The sequence below is a fragment of the Nocardioides sp. F233 genome (genome assembly GCF_057813895.1).
Map to the genome: position 1 here is coordinate 64,315 of NZ_JBVASH010000002.1, position 16,590 is coordinate 80,904.

17 protein-coding genes and 1 other RNA gene are annotated in these 16,590 nt (G+C 70.7%); 16 read left to right on the top strand and 2 right to left on the bottom strand.

All coding sequences use genetic code 11. From position 1 onward, the window contains the following. Positions 1-24: 24 nt before the first annotated feature. The 6 genes from ftsX (at position 25) to ssrA (ending at position 5,127) form a co-directional block, all read left to right on the top strand. Positions 25-960, top strand: coding sequence for a permease-like cell division protein FtsX (gene ftsX, locus ACZYRU_RS06670; RefSeq protein WP_488956306.1), 936 nt, complete (start codon positions 25-27; stop codon positions 958-960). A 55-nt stretch (positions 961-1,015) separates the two neighbouring features. Further along, complete coding sequence (locus ACZYRU_RS06675; protein WP_488956307.1) at positions 1,016-2,314, top strand: peptidoglycan DD-metalloendopeptidase family protein; 1,299 nt, start codon at positions 1,016-1,018, stop codon at positions 2,312-2,314. A 35-nt stretch (positions 2,315-2,349) separates the two neighbouring features. Continuing rightward, on the top strand, positions 2,350-2,853 hold the full coding sequence (gene smpB, locus ACZYRU_RS06680; protein ID WP_203044784.1) for an SsrA-binding protein SmpB: 504 nt from the start codon (positions 2,350-2,352) through the stop codon (positions 2,851-2,853). Next, the gene (locus ACZYRU_RS06685) at positions 2,846-3,748 is read left to right on the top strand and encodes an amidohydrolase family protein (protein ID WP_488956308.1); all 903 of its coding nucleotides are present in this window, start codon (positions 2,846-2,848) and stop codon (positions 3,746-3,748) included. Before smpB ends, ACZYRU_RS06685 begins: the two co-directional genes overlap by 8 nt. Before the next feature lie 71 nt (positions 3,749-3,819). Further along, the gene (locus ACZYRU_RS06690) at positions 3,820-4,662 is read left to right on the top strand and encodes a S1 family peptidase (protein WP_488956309.1); all 843 of its coding nucleotides are present in this window, start codon (positions 3,820-3,822) and stop codon (positions 4,660-4,662) included. 94 nt (positions 4,663-4,756) lie between these two features. Continuing rightward, positions 4,757-5,127, top strand: a transfer-messenger RNA (tmRNA) gene (gene ssrA, locus ACZYRU_RS06695). Between the two features lie 51 nt (positions 5,128-5,178). On the opposite strand, the gene ACZYRU_RS06700 is transcribed toward ssrA, so the two are convergent. Then, positions 5,179-6,981: a bifunctional metallophosphatase/5'-nucleotidase gene (locus tag ACZYRU_RS06700; RefSeq protein WP_488956310.1), complete on the bottom strand. Its 1,803-nt coding sequence runs from the start codon at positions 6,979-6,981 to the stop codon at positions 5,179-5,181. A gap of 135 nt (positions 6,982-7,116) precedes the next feature. On the opposite strand from ACZYRU_RS06700, the gene ACZYRU_RS06705 reads away from it, so the two are divergent. From ACZYRU_RS06705 to ACZYRU_RS06745, 9 genes are all read left to right on the top strand, one after another. Continuing rightward, the gene (locus ACZYRU_RS06705) at positions 7,117-7,356 is read left to right on the top strand and encodes a hypothetical protein (RefSeq protein ID WP_488956311.1); all 240 of its coding nucleotides are present in this window, start codon (positions 7,117-7,119) and stop codon (positions 7,354-7,356) included. 109 nt (positions 7,357-7,465) lie between these two features. After that, a complete protein-coding gene (locus tag ACZYRU_RS06710; RefSeq protein ID WP_488956312.1) occupies positions 7,466-9,070 on the top strand; it encodes an amino acid permease in 1,605 nt (534 codons plus the stop codon). A gap of 24 nt (positions 9,071-9,094) precedes the next feature. Next, on the top strand, positions 9,095-9,850 hold the full coding sequence (locus ACZYRU_RS06715) for a FadR/GntR family transcriptional regulator (protein WP_488956313.1): 756 nt from the start codon (positions 9,095-9,097) through the stop codon (positions 9,848-9,850). 42 nt (positions 9,851-9,892) lie between these two features. Further along, positions 9,893-11,257 (top strand): glutamine synthetase family protein, encoded by a 1,365-nt coding sequence (locus tag ACZYRU_RS06720; RefSeq protein ID WP_488956314.1) that lies wholly within the window; start codon positions 9,893-9,895, stop codon positions 11,255-11,257. A 23-nt stretch (positions 11,258-11,280) separates the two neighbouring features. Next, the gene (locus tag ACZYRU_RS06725; RefSeq protein ID WP_488956315.1) at positions 11,281-12,651 is read left to right on the top strand and encodes an aldehyde dehydrogenase family protein; all 1,371 of its coding nucleotides are present in this window, start codon (positions 11,281-11,283) and stop codon (positions 12,649-12,651) included. A gap of 26 nt (positions 12,652-12,677) precedes the next feature. Further along, positions 12,678-13,445: a 3-oxoacyl-ACP reductase gene (locus ACZYRU_RS06730; RefSeq protein ID WP_488956316.1), complete on the top strand. Its 768-nt coding sequence runs from the start codon at positions 12,678-12,680 to the stop codon at positions 13,443-13,445. Further along, positions 13,442-14,173, top strand: coding sequence for a gamma-glutamyl-gamma-aminobutyrate hydrolase family protein (locus ACZYRU_RS06735; RefSeq protein ID WP_488956317.1), 732 nt, complete (start codon positions 13,442-13,444; stop codon positions 14,171-14,173). Before ACZYRU_RS06730 ends, ACZYRU_RS06735 begins: the two co-directional genes overlap by 4 nt. Next, entirely contained in the window at positions 14,170-14,808 is a 639-nt protein-coding gene (locus tag ACZYRU_RS06740; protein WP_488956318.1) for a pyridoxamine 5'-phosphate oxidase family protein, read from the top strand. The genes ACZYRU_RS06735 and ACZYRU_RS06740 overlap by 4 nt, the downstream gene beginning before the upstream one ends. Before the next feature lie 86 nt (positions 14,809-14,894). After that, positions 14,895-15,056 carry a GPGG-motif small membrane protein gene (locus ACZYRU_RS06745; protein ID WP_488956319.1) on the top strand — a complete coding sequence of 54 codons (162 nt, stop codon included), beginning with the start codon at positions 14,895-14,897 and terminating at the stop codon, positions 15,054-15,056. Positions 15,057-15,301: 245 nt separating this feature from the next. On the opposite strand, the gene ACZYRU_RS06750 is transcribed toward ACZYRU_RS06745, so the two are convergent. Beyond that, positions 15,302-16,069, bottom strand: coding sequence for a thioesterase family protein (locus ACZYRU_RS06750; protein WP_488956320.1), 768 nt, complete (start codon positions 16,067-16,069; stop codon positions 15,302-15,304). Between the two features lie 63 nt (positions 16,070-16,132). Between ACZYRU_RS06750 and ACZYRU_RS06755 the strand changes: the two genes are divergently transcribed. Continuing rightward, positions 16,133-16,567 carry a hypothetical protein gene (locus tag ACZYRU_RS06755; protein ID WP_488956321.1) on the top strand — a complete coding sequence of 145 codons (435 nt, stop codon included), beginning with the start codon at positions 16,133-16,135 and terminating at the stop codon, positions 16,565-16,567. Positions 16,568-16,590: the final 23 nt, after the last annotated feature.

Sequence of the window (16,590 nt, forward strand, 5' to 3'; positions counted from 1 at the left end):
AGCCCGATCCAGAGAGCCTTCCTCATGCAGCTTCGCTACGTCTTCACCGAGCTCCGCACCGGCCTGCGTCGCAACCTGTCGATGCACCTCGCGGTGATCCTCACGCTCTTCGTGTCCCTGTCGCTGGCCGGCATCGGCATCCTCGTCCAGCGGGAGGCCACGGTCGCCCGCGACAGCCTGGGCGACGAGCTGAAGATCCTCGTCAACCTGTGCACCGACGACGACCCCTCCCACAGCCCCAACTGCGCGAGCGGTGAGGTCACCGCCGACCAGCAGCAGCGGATCGAGAAGGAGATCAAGGGCAACGACGAGGTCCGCGCGTTCGCCTACCAGTCGAAGGAGGAGGGCTTCGAGAAGGCGAAGGAGACCCTCCCCGAGTCGTCGTACACCGGCCCTGACCCGATCGTGACGGCCGAGGGCTGGCCCGCGGCGTACTGGGTGACCCTCAAGACACCCGAGCGGGCCGACGGGATCATCAGCGCGCTCGAGGGCCTCGACGGCGTCTCCGGCATCAAGGACCAGCGCAAGGCGCTGGGCCAGATCTTCGGGATCATGACCGTGCTGAAGTACGGCTCCTGGATCGGCGCCGGCTTCCTGCTGTTCGCCGCCCTGCTGCAGGTCACCAACACGATCCGGCTGGCGGCCCTGGCCCGGCGGCGCGAGATCGCGATCATGCGCCTGGTCGGTGCCTCGACGCTCTACATCGCGCTGCCGTTCCTCCTCGAGTCGCTGGTGGCCGCGATCATCGGCGTCGCCCTCGCGGCCGGCGTACTGGCAGCGTTCCAGCACTGGGGGGTCGACCAGGCCCTGTCCGACCACGTCTCGTTCCTGCCGTGGGTCGACTGGGGCGACTACACCCAGGCGCTGTTCGGGCTGTTCCCGCCGGGCATCGTGCTGCTGGGGCCGGCACTGACGCTGATCCCGACACTCCTGCTGACCCGCAAATACGTCAAAGTCTGATCGTCGGCGGCTACGGTCGAGGGGTTCACTTCCCCGAACACTGATTGGTCTTACCGTGCGCTTCTTCCCCAGCGCCCCGTGGCTGCGCCGTGCCCTCGACAGGCTGCCCGTGTGGGCCCACCCCCAGTGGCTGGTGACCGCCGTCGCCACCCTCGTCGCCGTGGCCGGGCTGGCCGTCCCGCTGGCCCATGCCGACGACCGCGACGACCTCAAGGACAAGCAGAACCACGTCAAGGGCGAGATCGCCAGCGTCAAGGGCGACATCCACGAGGCCAGCCAGAAGGTCGCGAAGATCGCCCAGCGGCTCGAGAAGGCCAAGGCCCGGCTCGGCAGCGCGCGGACCCGGCTCGCCGCGGTCCGGGCCGACCTCGCCAACGCCCAGGCGGCCGCCGCGACGCTCGCCACCCAGCTGAGCGACGCCCAGGCCAAGCTGACCACGGCCCGGGCCGCGCTGGCCCAGGCTCGCGCCGACGTCGCGACGCAGCGCGAGGCCAGCCGCGACACGGTCATCGGGATCGCGACCGCGGGGGACACCCGGCTCGCCCTGCTGGCGGCGTACGCCGACGCGGGCAGCATCGAGGACGTGCTGATGGGGGAGACCGCCAACGACCTCGTGATGGGGCGCCAGCACGACGCGCTGGTGGCCCTCGTCGCCGCCGAGGACGCGATGGAGCAGCAGCGCGCCGCGGTCCGGGCGGCCCGGGACGAGGTCGCCGTCGCCAAGAAGGCCGCCGACGACAACGTCGCGACCGTGCAGGTGCTGGTCAACCAGGCCGCGGCCACCACGGCCGAGGTCGAGGACCTCGTGGCCCACAACAGGGGTCTGCGCAAGGAGGTCGTCGCCGCCCGCGCGGCCGACCGCGAGGCGCTGCGCCGCCTCGAGACGCGCGAGGCGAAGATCAAGCACAAGATCATGGAGCTGTCGAAGCAGCAGGGCGGCAGCTACAACGGCGACACCGCCGGCCTGCTCGCACGTCCCGGCCCGGGCCCGGTCACCTCGCCCTACGGCTACCGGATCCACCCGATCTACGGCTACTGGGGCCTGCACAACGGCACCGACTTCGGCACCGGCTGCGGTGCCGCGCTGTGGGCCGGCGAGTCCGGCACCGTGATCGACGAGTACTACGACGAGATCTACGGCAACCGCCTCTACCTCGCGATCGGCAAGGTCAACGGCGCCGACATCGTGCTCGTCTACAACCACATGAGCAAGTACGCCGTGAAGGAGGGCGCGAAGGTCGCCCGCGGTCAGGTGGTCGGGTACTCCGGCTCCACGGGCTGGTCGACCGGCTGCCACCTGCACTTCATCGTGATGCGCAACGGTGAGACCGTCGACCCGATGGGCTACCTCTGACAAACCCCGTTGCGACGTACTGAGAGAATCGGGGCATGGCCAAGAAGTCGGGTGCGAAGCAGGAGGACGCGAGCGGGCGCAAGCTCGTCGCGTCCAACAAGAAGGCGCGCCACGACTACCACATCGAGGACACCTTCGAGGCGGGCATGGTGCTCCAGGGCACCGAGGTGAAGTCGCTGCGGATGGGCCGCGCCAGCCTGGTCGACGGCTTCGTCGACATCGAGGGCGGCGAGGCCTGGCTGCACGGCGTGCACATCCCGGAGTACGCCCAGGGCACGTGGACCAACCACGCCGCCCGCCGCAAGCGCAAGCTGCTGCTCAACCGGGTCGAGATCGACAAGATCGAGCGCAAGGTCAGCGAGAAGGGCCATACCGTCATCCCGCTGTCGCTCTACTTCGTCAAGGGCCGGGCCAAGATCGAGATCGGCCTGGCCAAGGGCAAGAAGTCGTGGGACAAGCGGCAGGCCATCGCCGAGCGCACGGCCGACCGCGAGAAGCAGGAGGCGATCGGTCGCCGGCTCAAGGGCATGAGTGACTGACGAGCGGTCCGCGGACGTCCGTGGCGTGCGGGCGTTCTGGGAGCCGCTCGGACTGCCTGGTCTGTTCGACGTGCACACCCACTTCCTGCCGCCCAACATCCAGCGCGCCGTGTGGCGGGTCTTCGACGAGGCGGGGCCGAAGATCGGGCGCCCGTGGCCGATCCGGTACCGCGACTCCCACGAGGAGCGGCTCGACCTGCTGCGCGCCTTCGGGCTGCGCGCCTTCCCGACCCACCCGTACGCACACAAGGCGGGCGTGGCGTCGTACCTCAACGACTGGTCGCGCGACTTCGCGGCGACGGCCCCCGAGATCCTGCGCTCGGCGACCTTCTACCCCGAGCCCGAGGCGGAGAAGTACGTCGCCGAGCTGGTCGACGACGGCGTCCGGATCTTCAAGATCCACCTGCAGGTGGGGGAGTTCGTCGCGGACGACCCGGTCCTCGACCCGGTCTGGGGCATCCTCGAGGACGCCGGCACCCCGGTGACCGTGCACGCCGGGTCGGGCCCGGTCGGCAACGAGTTCACCGGCCCGGACTCGGTGGCCCGGCTGCTGCGCCGCTTCCCGCGGCTGCGGTTGGTCATCGCCCACATGGGTGCTCCGGAGTACGACGACTTCCTGGTGCTCGCCGAGCAGTACGTCAACGTGCACCTCGACACCACGATGGTCTTCACGGACTTCTTCGACCGCGACGGCGGCTACCCGGCGGAGCTGCTGCCGCGGGTGCGGGACCTGCAGCCCAAGGTGCTGCTCGGATCGGACTTCCCGACGATTCCGTACCCCTACCACCACCAGCTCGAAGGGCTGGCGCGCCTCGACCTGGGCGACGATTGGCTGCGCGACGTGTGCTGGCACAACGGTGTCCGGCTGTTCGGCCCGCCGGCCGCAGATTCTTGACCCGGAGCTTCTTCCGCCGGCCGCCCGGTGGTGCTGGACTGGACGCTCCACATCCAGCACGAAGGAGAACCATGCGCACTCGTCTCCTGACCCTCGCCGCCGCCACCCTGGTCGGCCTGGGCCTCGTCGTACCGACGTCTCCGGCGTCCGCCAGCACCGGCGGGACCGTCGACGGCGACACCCATCCCAATGTCGCCATGATCGCGTTCTACGACGCCGACGGCCGGTTCCGCTGCTCCGCCACCCTGGTCAGCCCGACCGTGCTCGTCACCGCTGCCCACTGCACCTCCGGCACCCTCGGGAAGACCCTGGTGACCTTCGACAGCGTGGTCGCCGAGGCGCCGCCGTCGCCGCTGCCCGTCGCCAGCGACGTGACCGCCGGCTACACCGCGGCCGACATCACCGGGGCGGGCTACCTGTCCGGCACGGCGTACACGCACCCGAACTACAGCAACTTCACCGACCTGCGGAACTGGAACGACGTCGGTGTGGTCGTCCTCGACCAGCCGGTCACCGACATCGCCCCGGCCCCGCTCGCTCCGGTCGGCACCGTCGATGCGGTCAAGCAGCCGCGCAAGGCGATCTTCCGTGCGGTCGGCTACGGCACCGAGGTGCGCCAGTCCGACGTGGGCTCGCAGAAGCCGACCCCGATGAGCTACCCGATCATCCGGCGCTACGTCGACATGCCCGGCCAGAAGATCACGCCGCAGATCATCCAGACCAACGGCAACGAGAACGACCCGTTCGGCACCGGCGGCACCTGCTTCGGTGACTCGGGCGGCTCGCTGTGGCTCGGCAACGCAGTCGTCGGCGTCACGTCGTACGGACTGACCCAGAACTGCCGCTACATCGACGGCTACCAGCGTGTCGACATCCCCGGAGTCGCGAGCTGGCTGGCCGGATTCCTCGGCTGAGGCTGCCTGGATCGCTTCCGCACAGGCCCGCCGGGACTATCCGGTGGGCCTGTGTCGTTGCTCCTGGGTAGACTGACGTCGACACAACTCAAAAGGGGCTGATCGGTTTCGACTTGGGACGTTTGTTCCAGGGGAAGCGGGTCGAGAAGCCAGCGTCATCTCGTAAACGATCGCTGGAAACCAATAACTGCCAACGCTAAGCGCAGTTCCTTCGCTCTCGCCGCCTGACGCGGTGATCGAAGCGTCTGACCGGGCATCCGTCTCCGTCCCGGACCCAGACGTCATCCAGGAGACTTGCTGTTCAACTGCCGTCAGGGTGGTTGACCGGGACTAAAACCTGACTGGGCCTGTCGACGACGTGTTCGTGCGAGCGTCGGGGCCGAGAAAACGCCAGCACGAACTGCACCCGGAGAAGACCTGGCTCGGCGCTCGAGGACCGGGGTTCGATTCCCCGCAGCTCCACTCTTGACGAGAGCCCGCCGCGTGACGCGGCGGGCTCTCGCGTGTCCGGACCCGTCAGCCCAGCTTGGTGATCCGGTCCTGCGGCCCGGGTGCGATCGGCCCCGTGGCGAGGTACGCCGTGAGCGAGTCGACGTCGAAGCCGGGCTGGTAGACCGGGTTCGTGCCGACCTTCAGTGCGGTGAACGCGTCACCGCCCGCGGCGAGGAAGTCGTTCATCGTCACCCGGTAGGTCCCGGCGGGGTCGAGCGGGACGCCGAACAGCCGGATGTCGCTGACCCGGCTGCCGAGGGGCAGCGTCGTGTTGTAGCTGTAGGTGAAGCCCGCGGAGACCTGGAGGATCTTGGTCGTCGTCTGGCCGGCCCACCCGGCGAACTGCTGCTCGAGGACGTCCTTGACCTGGGCGCCGGTGTAGGTCCGGGTCACGACGAGGTTGTTGAACGGCTGCACCGTGAACGCCTCGCCGTAGGTGACCTGGCCGGGGGCCTCGCCGCCGGCGCTCGCCGCATAGCTCAGCGGCGCCCGGATGCCGCCGGGGTTCATGAACGCGAAGTCCGGCGCGGCGGAGGTGGAGCGGGCCATCATTCCGTCGGCGATCACGTCACCGAGGGCGCTCTCGCCGGCGGCGTTGTTGTCGCGGGGGATGTCGGCGGTGATCGAGCCGACGACGCGGTTCGCGAGGGGCGCGACGGCGGTGCGGTACTTGTCCGCGATCACCTTCGCTGCCGGGTCGACGAGAGCCGGGTTGCGCACCGGGAGTCCGGCGGCCTGCATCTGCCAGGTTCCGTCCGGGTTCTGCACGCCGTTGATCGCGAGGTCGTTGTCGGCGCTCGCCGACACGATCTTGCCGGTGGCCCGGCTGACGGTGAAGGTGACGTCGGTGACGACCTGGCCGTTCGTTCCCGCGCTGGTCACCAGCGTGTCCTCGCCCGCCGAGTCGGGCAGGTGGCAGACGTAGGAGCGGTGGGTGTGACCGCTGATCACGATGCCGTACGCCGGGTCGAGGCCAGCGACGATGGCCTGGACGGCTCCGCTGAACCCGTCGCACCGGTCGACGTCGGTCGAGGTCTGCTGGCCGCCCTCGTGCAGCAGCAGGACGATCGAGTTGACGCCCTGGGCGCGGAGCTCGGCGGCGTACTTGTTGGCGGTCTCGACCTCGTCGAGGAAGTTCACCGTGGTGATGCCGTTCGGGTTGACGATGCTGGGCGTGCCCTCCAGCGTCATGCCGACGAAGCCGACGGGGACGCCGCCGACCTTGCGCACCTTGTACGCCGGCAGGATCGGCTTGCCGTTGCTCTTGCGGACGACGTTCGCGGCCAGCATCGGGAAGTCGGCGCCGGCGAAGCCGTCACCGTCCTGGCAGCCGTCGGTCGGGTGGCACCCGCCCTTCTGCAACCGCAGCAGCTCGTCGACGCCCTCGTCGAACTCGTGGTTGCCTACGCTGGTCATGTCCAGCCCGAGGGCGTTCATCTCCTCGATCGCCGGCTCGTCGTGGAAGGCGGCGCTGACCAGCGGGCTCGCGCCGACCAGGTCGCCGGCGGCGACGGTGTAGACGTCCTTGGTCTGCTGCTGGGCCTCGGCCCGCAGCCGCTTGATCTCGTGGGCGAGGTACTCCACGCCGCCGGCCGGGACACCGGCCACCGTGGCGCCGCTGCCGACAGGTGGGTCGATGGCGCCGTGGAAGTCGTTGAAGGCGAGCAGCTTGCCCACCGCGGTGGGGGAGGCGGCGGTCTTGCCGCCCGACGGGGTGGCGTCCGCCGAGGTGGGCGGGAGGCCGAGAGCGAGCACGGCGATGCCGGCGATGCCGGCGATGCCGGCGGCGCCGAGGCGGCGCCGGTTGGTCGAGGTGAGGTGAGGCACGAGGCTGGCCTTTCCGGGCGGGGGACTGCTGGCGACATTTCTCCTCGGGCGCCCGCGCGTCAACGCCCTGCAAGGTGAAGTTTCGTGGACATCGCTCACCGCTCGGTGTCCGGTGCTGCTGGCAGGATCGACGGCATGGAACCTCGTCTCGACCTGACTCCCCGGCTGCAGGGCAGCAACGCCCTCGGACTTTCGGCGTACGGCGCCTCCGCGGTCGGCGCCGCTGCTGTGGGCGCCCTCGCGCTCGGTGCGGTGGCGGTCGGAGCCGTCGCGATCGGCCGGCTGGTGCTGGGGGAGGGGCGGGTGCGCACGCTGGTCATCGACGAGCTCGAGGTGCGCGTGCTCCGGGTGGGCAGCGTCGAGCCCCTGCCGTAGGTGTCGATCCCTAAAGGTACAAGGTCGGACCATTGACAGACTGATGTGGTCCGGAACACACTGACCGCCAGTTCACCTCCCCCCTCCCCATGGCGAAAGAGGACGGCTGATGGCAGTGACGAACGACCCGGGTGCCGACCCGCATCTCGACGCGGACGCGAAGCGTCTGGCCGAGCTCGGCTACAAGCAGGACCTCAAGCGGAGCTGGTCGAGCTTCTCCAACTTCGCGATCTCCTTCTCGATCATCTCGATCCTGGCCGGCTGCTTCACCAACTTCGGCGCCGGCTTCAACAACGGCGGACCGATCTCGATCTCGTGGTCGTGGCCGATCCTGTCGGTGTTCATCCTGATCATCGGGTTCACGATGTCCGAGCTGGTGTCGTCGTACCCGACATCGGGCGGCATCTACTGGTGGGCCTCCAAGCTGGGCGGACCGCGGGCCGGCTTCTACACCGGCTGGCTCAACCTCGTCGGCCTGGTCGCGGTGACGGCGGGCGTCGCCTACGGCTGCGCGACCTTCATCGACCTGACGATCAGCACCTGGTCGAAGGGCTACGCAGCCGACTACTCGCTGACCCGCGTGTTCATCACCTTCCTGGTGGTGCTCGCGTTCACGGCGGTCGTCAACATCTTCAGCGGCCACCTGATGGCCGTCATGAACAACATCTCGGTGTGGTGGCACGTGTTCGGCGCCGCGCTGATCGTCGTCCTGCTGGTGGTGGTCCCCGACCAGCACCAGAGCATCGGCTACGTGTTCACCGAGCGGTTCAACAACTCGGGCTTCGGCGACGGCAGCACGTCCAACCTGGGCTTCTTCCTCGCGATCATCCCGTTCGGCTTCCTGCTGACCCAGTACACGATCACCGGCTTCGACGCCTCGGTCCACCTCTCCGAGGAGACCCAGGGCGCCTCGCAGGGCGCGGCCCAGGGCCTGTGGAAGTCCATCGCCTACTCGGCCATCGGCGGCTACATCCTGCTGCTGGCCGTGGTGTTCGCGATCCCGAGCGTCAACGGGGCGCCCGACAACGCCGGTGTCGGCGCCGGCGGTGTCGCCTACGTCTTCGTCAGCTCGCTGGGCAGCACCAAGGCCGGTCTGGTCCTGTTCATCTCGGCCACCGCGCAGGTCTTCTGCGCGACGGCGTGCATGACCTCGGCGTCGCGGATGCTGTACGCGTTCAGCCGCGACGGTGCAGTGCCCGGCTCGAAGCACTGGCAGCAGCTCTCGGCCAGTCGGGTGCCGGCCAAGGCCGTCGGCCTGGTGGCGGTGGTGAGCGCGATCGTGACCGCACCGGCCCTGATCGAGGTCAACCTCGGCACCGCGGAGGCGCCGCTGATCATCCCGGTCGCCTTCTACGCCGTCACCTCGATCGCGGTGATCGGCCTCTACCTGTCCTTCGCGATCCCGATCTTCCTGCGCTGGCGGCACGGCGAGAAGTTCGAGGTCGGGTCGTGGAACAACGGTGCGAAGTACAAGTGGATGAACCCGCTCGCCGTCGCCGAGATCGTCATCGTCTCGATCTACCTGATGATGCCGTTCGTCCCCGGTGCGGTGCCGTTCAGCGACGACTTCGAGTGGAAGTTCGTCAACTACGCGCCCATCGTGACCCTGGGCATCCTGCTCGGGATCACCGTGTGGTGGCAGGTGTCGGCCAAGAACTGGTTCAAGGGACCGATCCGGACCGTCGACGAGGCGGACCCGGCCGGGGCCGTCTAGCCACCACGGGTCGACACTCGGACCATGACTCCTTCCCCGGACCCGGCGGACCTCGATCCGGCCCGTCCTCTCGGCGACCTCGTGCTCCGACCCGTCCGGGGGCACCACGCCTTCGAGAGCTGCGTCGAGCAGCTCGCGACGGCCATCCGGCTCGGCGTGTTCGCGTACGGCGCGGCACTGCCGCCCGAGCGTGAGCTCGCCGAGCGGATGGGGGTGGCCCGGGCCACCCTGCGCGAGGCGATCGCCGGCCTGCGGGCGGCGGGGATGGTCCGGACGACGCGGGGCCGCGGCGGCGGCACGGTGGTGTCGTACCGACCGTCGGCACCCGGGGAGCCGCGGGACGACGGGGGGATCGCCGAGCGTCGCGAGGAGCTCCTCGACTCGCTGGTGTTCCGCCGGGTCGTCGAGCCGGGCGCCTGCCACGTGGCGGCCAGCCGGGAGCTGAGCGCGAGCGAGCGGATGCTGCTGACCTCGGCGCTGGCCGCGGTCGACGGGGCCACCGACCCGGCCGAGCACCGGCAGGCCGACTCGCGGCTGCACCTCGCGATCGCCGGCGTCACCGGCTCACCCAGGACCGTCGCGGCGGTCACCGACGTGCAGGCCTGCCTGCACGACATGCTCCAGGCCATCCCGGTCCTGGACGTCAACATCGAGCACTCCAGCACGCAGCACCGCGCGATCGTCACCGCGATCCTCGGCGGTGACCCGGTCCGGGCCCGCCGCGCGATGGAGCAGCACTGCGACGACACGGCCGCGCTGCTGCGTGGCCTCCTCGGCTGAGCCGGGGAGCACCGACGACAAACCGATGACACAGGGAGACCCATGACCCGCAACGACCGGCACCTGACCCTCGAGGACCTGCGCACGATGATCGGCGACGGCCGGGTCGACACCGTGGTCGTCGCGTTCACCGACATGCAGGGGCGGCTGCAGGGCAAGCGCCTGCACGGGCAGTACTTCCTCGACGTCGTCCTCGAGCACGGCACCGAGGGCTGCAACTACCTGCTCGGCGTCGACGTCGAGATGAACACGGTGCCCGGCTACGCGATGACGTCGTGGGAGCGCGGGTACGGCGACATGGAGTTCGTGCCCGATTTCGACACCCTCCGGCTGCTGCCGCACGTGCCGGCGACGGCGATGGTCCAGTGCGACCTGACCTGGCCCGACCACCGCCCGGTGGCGGCCTCCCCGCGCGCCATCCTGCGCGCCCAGCTGGACCGGGCCGCCGAGCTCGGCTACACCGCGCTGGCCGGCACCGAGCTGGAGTTCATCCTGTTCGAGGACACCTACGAGGCCGCGTCCGAGCGCCGCTACGTCGGGCTGACCCCGTCGAACCAGTACAACGTCGACTACTCGATCCTCGGCGGCACCCGGATCGAGCCCGTCATCCGCGACATCCGCAACGCCATGTACGGCGCCGGCATGAACGTCGAGGGCTCCAAGGGCGAGTGCAACCACGGTCAGCACGAGATCGGGTTCCTGTACGACGACGCCCTGGTCACCGCCGACAACCACGCCGTCTACAAGACCGCCGCCAAGGAGATCGCCTCCGCGCACGGCAAGTCGCTCACCTTCATGGCGAAGTACGACGAGCGCGAGGGCAACTCCTGCCACATCCACCTGTCCCTGCGGGGAACGGACGGTTCGCTGGTCTTCTGGGACGAGGCGGCCGGGACCCGATCGGCGCTCTACGACTCGTTCGTCGCGGGTGTCCTCGACACGATGCCGGACCTGACCCTGCTCTACGCGCCCAACATCAACTCCTACAAGCGCTTCGCCGACGGCTCCTTCGCGCCGACCACCATCGCGTGGGGCGAGGACAACCGCACCTGCGCGGTGCGGCTGGTCGGCCGCGGAGCCGGTGCCCGCATGGAGAACCGGGTGCCCGGCGGCGACGTGAACCCCTACCTCGCGCTGGCCGCGATGCTCGCCGGCGGCCTGCACGGCATCGAGAAGGGGCTCGACCTGGAGCCCGCGCTGGTCGGCAACGCGTACACCTCCGACCGGGCGCGGGTGCCCGGCACCCTGCGCGACGCCCGCGACGCCTTCCGTGACTCGACCGTGGCCCGCGCCGCACTGGGCGACGAGGTCGTCGACCACTACACCAACATGGCCGACGTCGAGCTCGCCGCCTTCGACGCCGCCGTCACCGACTGGGAGCTGCGCCGCAGCTTCGAGCGCATGTGAGACCGGAACCGAGAAAGGGAGAGATGTCCACCGTCACCGTCCTGAACCCGGCGACCGCCGTACCGATCACGGAGGTCAGCCAGGCCTCGGTCGAGGAGACCGACGCGCTGATCGCGGGCGCCCAGGCGGCGTTCCCGGCCTGGCGCGACCTCGCGCCCGGCGAGCGGGCCCGGCTGCTGCGGTCCTTCGCCGCCGTGGTCGACGCGCACCTCGAGGAGCTCGCGCAGCTGGAGGTCGCCAACGCCGGCCACACCCTGGGCAACGCCCGGTGGGAGGCCGGCAACGTCCGCGACGTCCTCAACTACTACTCCGCCGCACCGGAGCGGCTCTTCGGCCGGCAGATCCCGGTGCCCGGCGGCGTCGACGTCACGTTCCGCGAGCCGCTCGGCGTCGTGGGCGTGATCGTCCCGTGGAACTTCCCGATGCCGATCGCCGGCTGGGGCTTCGCTCCCGCGCTCGCGGCCGGCAACACGGTGGTGCTCAAGCCGGCCGAGCTGACGCCCCTCACGGCGATCCGGCTCGGCGAGCTGGCCCTCGAGGCGGGCATCCCCGAGGGCGTGTTCACCGTGATCCCCGGCAAGGGCTCGATCGTGGGGGAGCGGTTCGTGACCCACCCGGCGGTCCGCAAGGTCTGCTTCACCGGCTCCACCGAGGTCGGCAAGCGGATCATGGCCGGCTGCGCCGACCAGGTGAAGCGGGTGACCCTCGAGCTCGGCGGCAAGAGCGCCAACATCGTGTTCGCCGACGCAGACGTGGCGAAGGCGGCCGCCGCGGCGCCGTACGCCGTCTTCGACAACGCCGGCCAGGACTGCTGCGCCCGCTCGCGGATCCTGGTCCAGCGCTCGGCGTACGACGACTTCATGTCCGGCCTCGAGACGGCGGTCAAGAGCCTGCGGGTCGCCGACCCGGCCAGCCCCGACAGCGAGATGGGGCCGCTCGTCTCCGCGCAGCAGAAAGCCAGCGTGGCGCGCTACCTCGACGGCGCCGAGCCGGTGATCACTGGCAGCATGCCGGACGACGCGTCCTTCGCCGACGGCTTCTGGCTGCCCCCGACCGTCGTGGTCGCCGAGGACACCCGGGCGCCCGTGTGGCGCGAGGAGGTGTTCGGCCCGCTCGTCGCGGTGATGCCGTTCGACGACGAGGCCGACGCGATCCGGCTCGCCAATGACACCGAGTACGGCCTGTCCGGGTCGATCTTCACCCGCGACGTCGGCCGCGCGCTGCGCGTGGCCCGCGCGGTCGAGGCCGGCAACCTCAGCGTCAACTCCCACTCCTCGGTCCGCTACTGGACGCCGTTCGGCGGCTTCAAGCAGTCGGGTCTCGGACGCGAGCTCGGGCCCGAGGCCCCGAACGCGTTCACCGAGGAGAAGAACGTCTTCATCGCACACGACTGACTCACCTGATCGAAAGGAAGAACGCGTTGTCTGGTCGCCTGGAAGGCAAGGTCGCCGTCGTCACCGGGGGTTGCTCGGGGATCGGTCTGGCCACCGTCAAGAGATTTCTGGAGGAGGGGGCGAAGGTCGTCGTCGGTGACGTCGACGATGCCCGCGGGAAGGGGCTCGCCGACGAGCTCGGCCTCACCTACACCCACGTCGACGTGACGTCCAAGGAGGAGGTCGACGCCCTCTTCCGGACCGCCAAGGACACCTACGGCTCGGTCGACATCGCCTTCAACAACGCGGGCATCAGCCCGCCGGAGGACGACTCGATCCTCGACACCGACCTGGACGCCTGGCGCAAGGTGCAGGAGGTGAACCTGACGTCGGTCTACCTGTGCTGCAAGGCGGCCCTGCCGTACATGCTCGAGCAGGGCAAGGGCTCGATCATCAACACCGCCTCGTTCGTCGCGGTGATGGGCGCGGCCACCTCGCAGATCTCGTACTCCGCGTCCAAGGGCGGCGTGCTGTCGATGTCGCGCGAGCTCGGCGTGCAGTTCGCCCGCGAGGGCGTCCGGGTCAACGCGCTGTGCCCCGGGCCGGTCAACACCCCGCTGCTGCAGGAGCTGTTCGCCAAGGACGAGGAGCGGGCCGCGCGCCGGCTGGTGCACGTGCCGATGGGCCGGTTCGGTGAGCCCGAGGAGATGGCGAACGCGGTCCTGTTCCTGGCCTCCGACGAGTCGTCCTTCATCACGGCCTCGACGTTCCTGGTCGACGGCGGCATCTCGGGCGCGTACGTCACGCCGCTGTGACCGGTGCTGTGCGACCGCTGATCGGGCTCTCGGCCTACCGCGAGCCCGCCCGCTGGGGAGTGTGGGACACCGCCGCCGACCTGCTGCCGGCCGCGTACGCGCGTGCGGTCGAGGCGGCCGGTGGCGTGCCCGTCCTGCTGCCGCCGACCGAGCCCTTCGCGCAGGCGGCCCGGGACGTCGTACGACGCCTCGACGGGCTGGTCATCAGCGGCGGCGCCGACGTCGACCCGGAGCAGTACGACGCCGCGGCCCACCCGGAGACGGGCGGGCCGCGGCGCGACCGCGACGCGTGGGAGCTCGCGCTGCTGGATGCGGCCGCGTCGGTGGCGCCGGCGCTGCCGGTGCTCGGGATCTGCCGGGGCATGCAGGTGATGGCCGTCCACGCGGGCGGCACCCTCGACCAGCACGTGCCCGACCTGGTCGACCACGAGGAGCACAGCCCCGGCGGGGACGTCTACGGACGCACGGCCGTGCGGGTCGCGGCCGGGAGTCGGCTGGGAGCACTCCTCGACGGGGTCCCGCCCGTGGCGTGCCACCACCACCAGTCGGTGCGCGAGCACCCTGGCTTCGCCGCCGTGGCGTGGGCGGCCGACGGGCTGCTCGAGGCGATGGAGGACCCGGACCACCCGTTCCGGCTCGCCGTCCAGTGGCACCCCGAGATCGATGCCGACGCTGGACTGTTCGCCGGCCTGGTGCGAGCGGCGACGACGCGGTCGGAGGCGGAGTGAGCCGCACCGAGCCGACCCGGCTGCCCGAGCTGATGTCGCACGACCGGGCCGACCTCGACGCCCTCCTCGACAGCGGCGTCCTGGCCCACGTCGCGTTCGTGGACGCGGACGGCACCCCGGCCGTCCTGCCCACCGTGGTCGCCCGCTGGGGTGACCTGCTGCTCGCCCACGGCTCGACCGGGTCGCGCTGGATGCGCCGGGTCGCGGCGGGGGTGCCGGTCGCGGTGTCCGTGGCCGTCGTCGACGGCATCGTGGTCGCCCGGTCGGCGTTCGAGTCGTCGCTGCTGTACACGAGCGCGGTGCTCTTCGGGGAGTTCCGCGTGCTCGACGGCGCGGAGCACGAGACCGCCCTCGACCTCCTGACCGACCGGGTGCTGCCCGGCCGGACGAGCGAGGTACGTCGTCCGAGCCGCCGCGAGCTCGCTGCCACCCTGGTGCTGGCGATGCCCATCACGACCTGGTCGCTGCGTCGCTCCGACGGCTGGCCCGAGGACCCGGAGGAGGACGTCGCCGGACCCGCGTGGGCCGGCCACCTGCGCTACGGCCCACCGCCCGTCACCCGGCACCCGGCGCCCGACCTGCGGCCCGGGACACCCGAACCGGGCTCGCTCGACAGGGTCAGCGGCGTCCGCTGACGCGGTGCGGCGGGGCGTGTGCCGGCCGAACGCCCGGGTACCGCCCGAGGACCCCACCGCCGGTGGGCGAGGGAAAGGAAACAGTGATGGGCATGCTCTTGTGGATCGCAGCCGTCGTCCTGGTCATCGTGGGCATCGTGACCCTGATCCAGGGCAGCGTCCTGCTCGGCATCGTGCTGATCGTCGTCGGCCTGCTCGTCGGTCCCGGCGGCGTCTCGGTCGTCAACGGACGCGGACGCAGCGTCTGATCGCGTCGGCGACCCGGACGTCACCGCCCACCCAGGTTCCACTGGATCGTCCAGTCCAGCGGACCGGCGCCGAACACGACGCCGTCGCAACGGCCCCTTCGACCGAGAAGTAACACGCCGTCCACCTGACTACCTGTCGGCTGTCAGCGCGACACGCCGCAGAATCAGGGCGTTCGCTGCTGACAGGTGCCGGGCAGTCGGGTGGACGGCGTGTTACAGCCCAGCCCGGTCCGCGCGTTCGACGCCTACGGGCGCACGGTGAGCGTCTGCGCGATGGTGCCGAGCGGTCCGTTCTCGTCGTGCATCTTCGAGCTGGTGACGCCGATCCCGCCGGCGCCGTACGACTGCGTGGTGTCCAGCCCCAGCCAGCCCTCGGCCGGGTGGTGCAGGAAGTGGGCGGTGAGGTCGAGGTTGGGGAAGGAGACCTTGGCAGGGTCGGTGCGCACGGCGATCCCGTTGGTCACGTCGACCAGCCCGGCGACCGCGGCCAGCCGGCTGACCGGCTCGTCGGCGACCAGCGCGTGCGGGGTGCGGACCCACACCATCGAGCGGCCGGGGCCGAGCTCCTTGCGGCGCACCTCGATCGACGCGATGAACCCGCCGGCCCACAGCCCGGCCATGTCCCACGGCTCCATCTCGTCCGGGCCCGGGATGGACGGCAGGTCGGTGCCGGCGAGGGGAGTGGTGTCGTAGGGCTCGACCAGCCAGGCCCGCAGGACGGCGACCGCGCGGCCGGCGTACGACGCCGTGGCCTGGACCAGCTCGATGGTCCGCCCGGGGCGGAGCACCTCCACCGCGACGTCGATCGGCTCGATCGGCACCGTGCCGAGGATGTCGTACGACAGCCGGCTGACGACCAGCCCGTCGGTGCGCCGGGCGTCGCGGTCGCGCTCGACCTCGTGAGCGAGGACGCCGAGCGCGGGGGCGATGTGCTGGGTCGCCCGGTCCCACGCGCCGCCGACGTGCTCGGTGGGGGAGAAGGTGTGCGGTGCGGTCCGGTGCCAGTACGCCACGGGCCCATTCTCACCCGCGGCCGGGTGGCGCCGTACCCCCGAACGAAGGTGGATGATCGCCTCATGCCCGCGTCGCACGCCACCGCCACCGCCGCCTCGTTCGTCTGGCTGGGCATGGTGCTCGCGATCTCGTTCATCGAGGCGCCGATGAAGTTCCGGGCCCCCGGCGTGACGCTGCAGGTCGGGCTGGGCATCGGCCGGCTGGTGTTCCGGGCGCTCAACGCGTGCGAGCTGGTCCTCGCGGTGCTGGTCGTGATCTCGCTCCTCATCGGCGATCCCGGTGCCGGCGCCGGGATCGCGCTGGGCGTCGCCGTGGCCGTCCTGCTCGTCCAGCTGCTGCTCGTCCGGCCGGCGCTGACCCGGCGCTCCGACGCCGTGCTCGCCGCACCCGAGGGCGTCGCGGGGCCGGGCTCCCGCGCCCATCTCTGGTACGTCGGCGCCGAGGTCGTCAAGGTGGTCGCCCTCCTCGTCGGCGGCATCCTCCTCCTCGCCCGCTGACGGCTGCCCGCGCTTCACCTTCC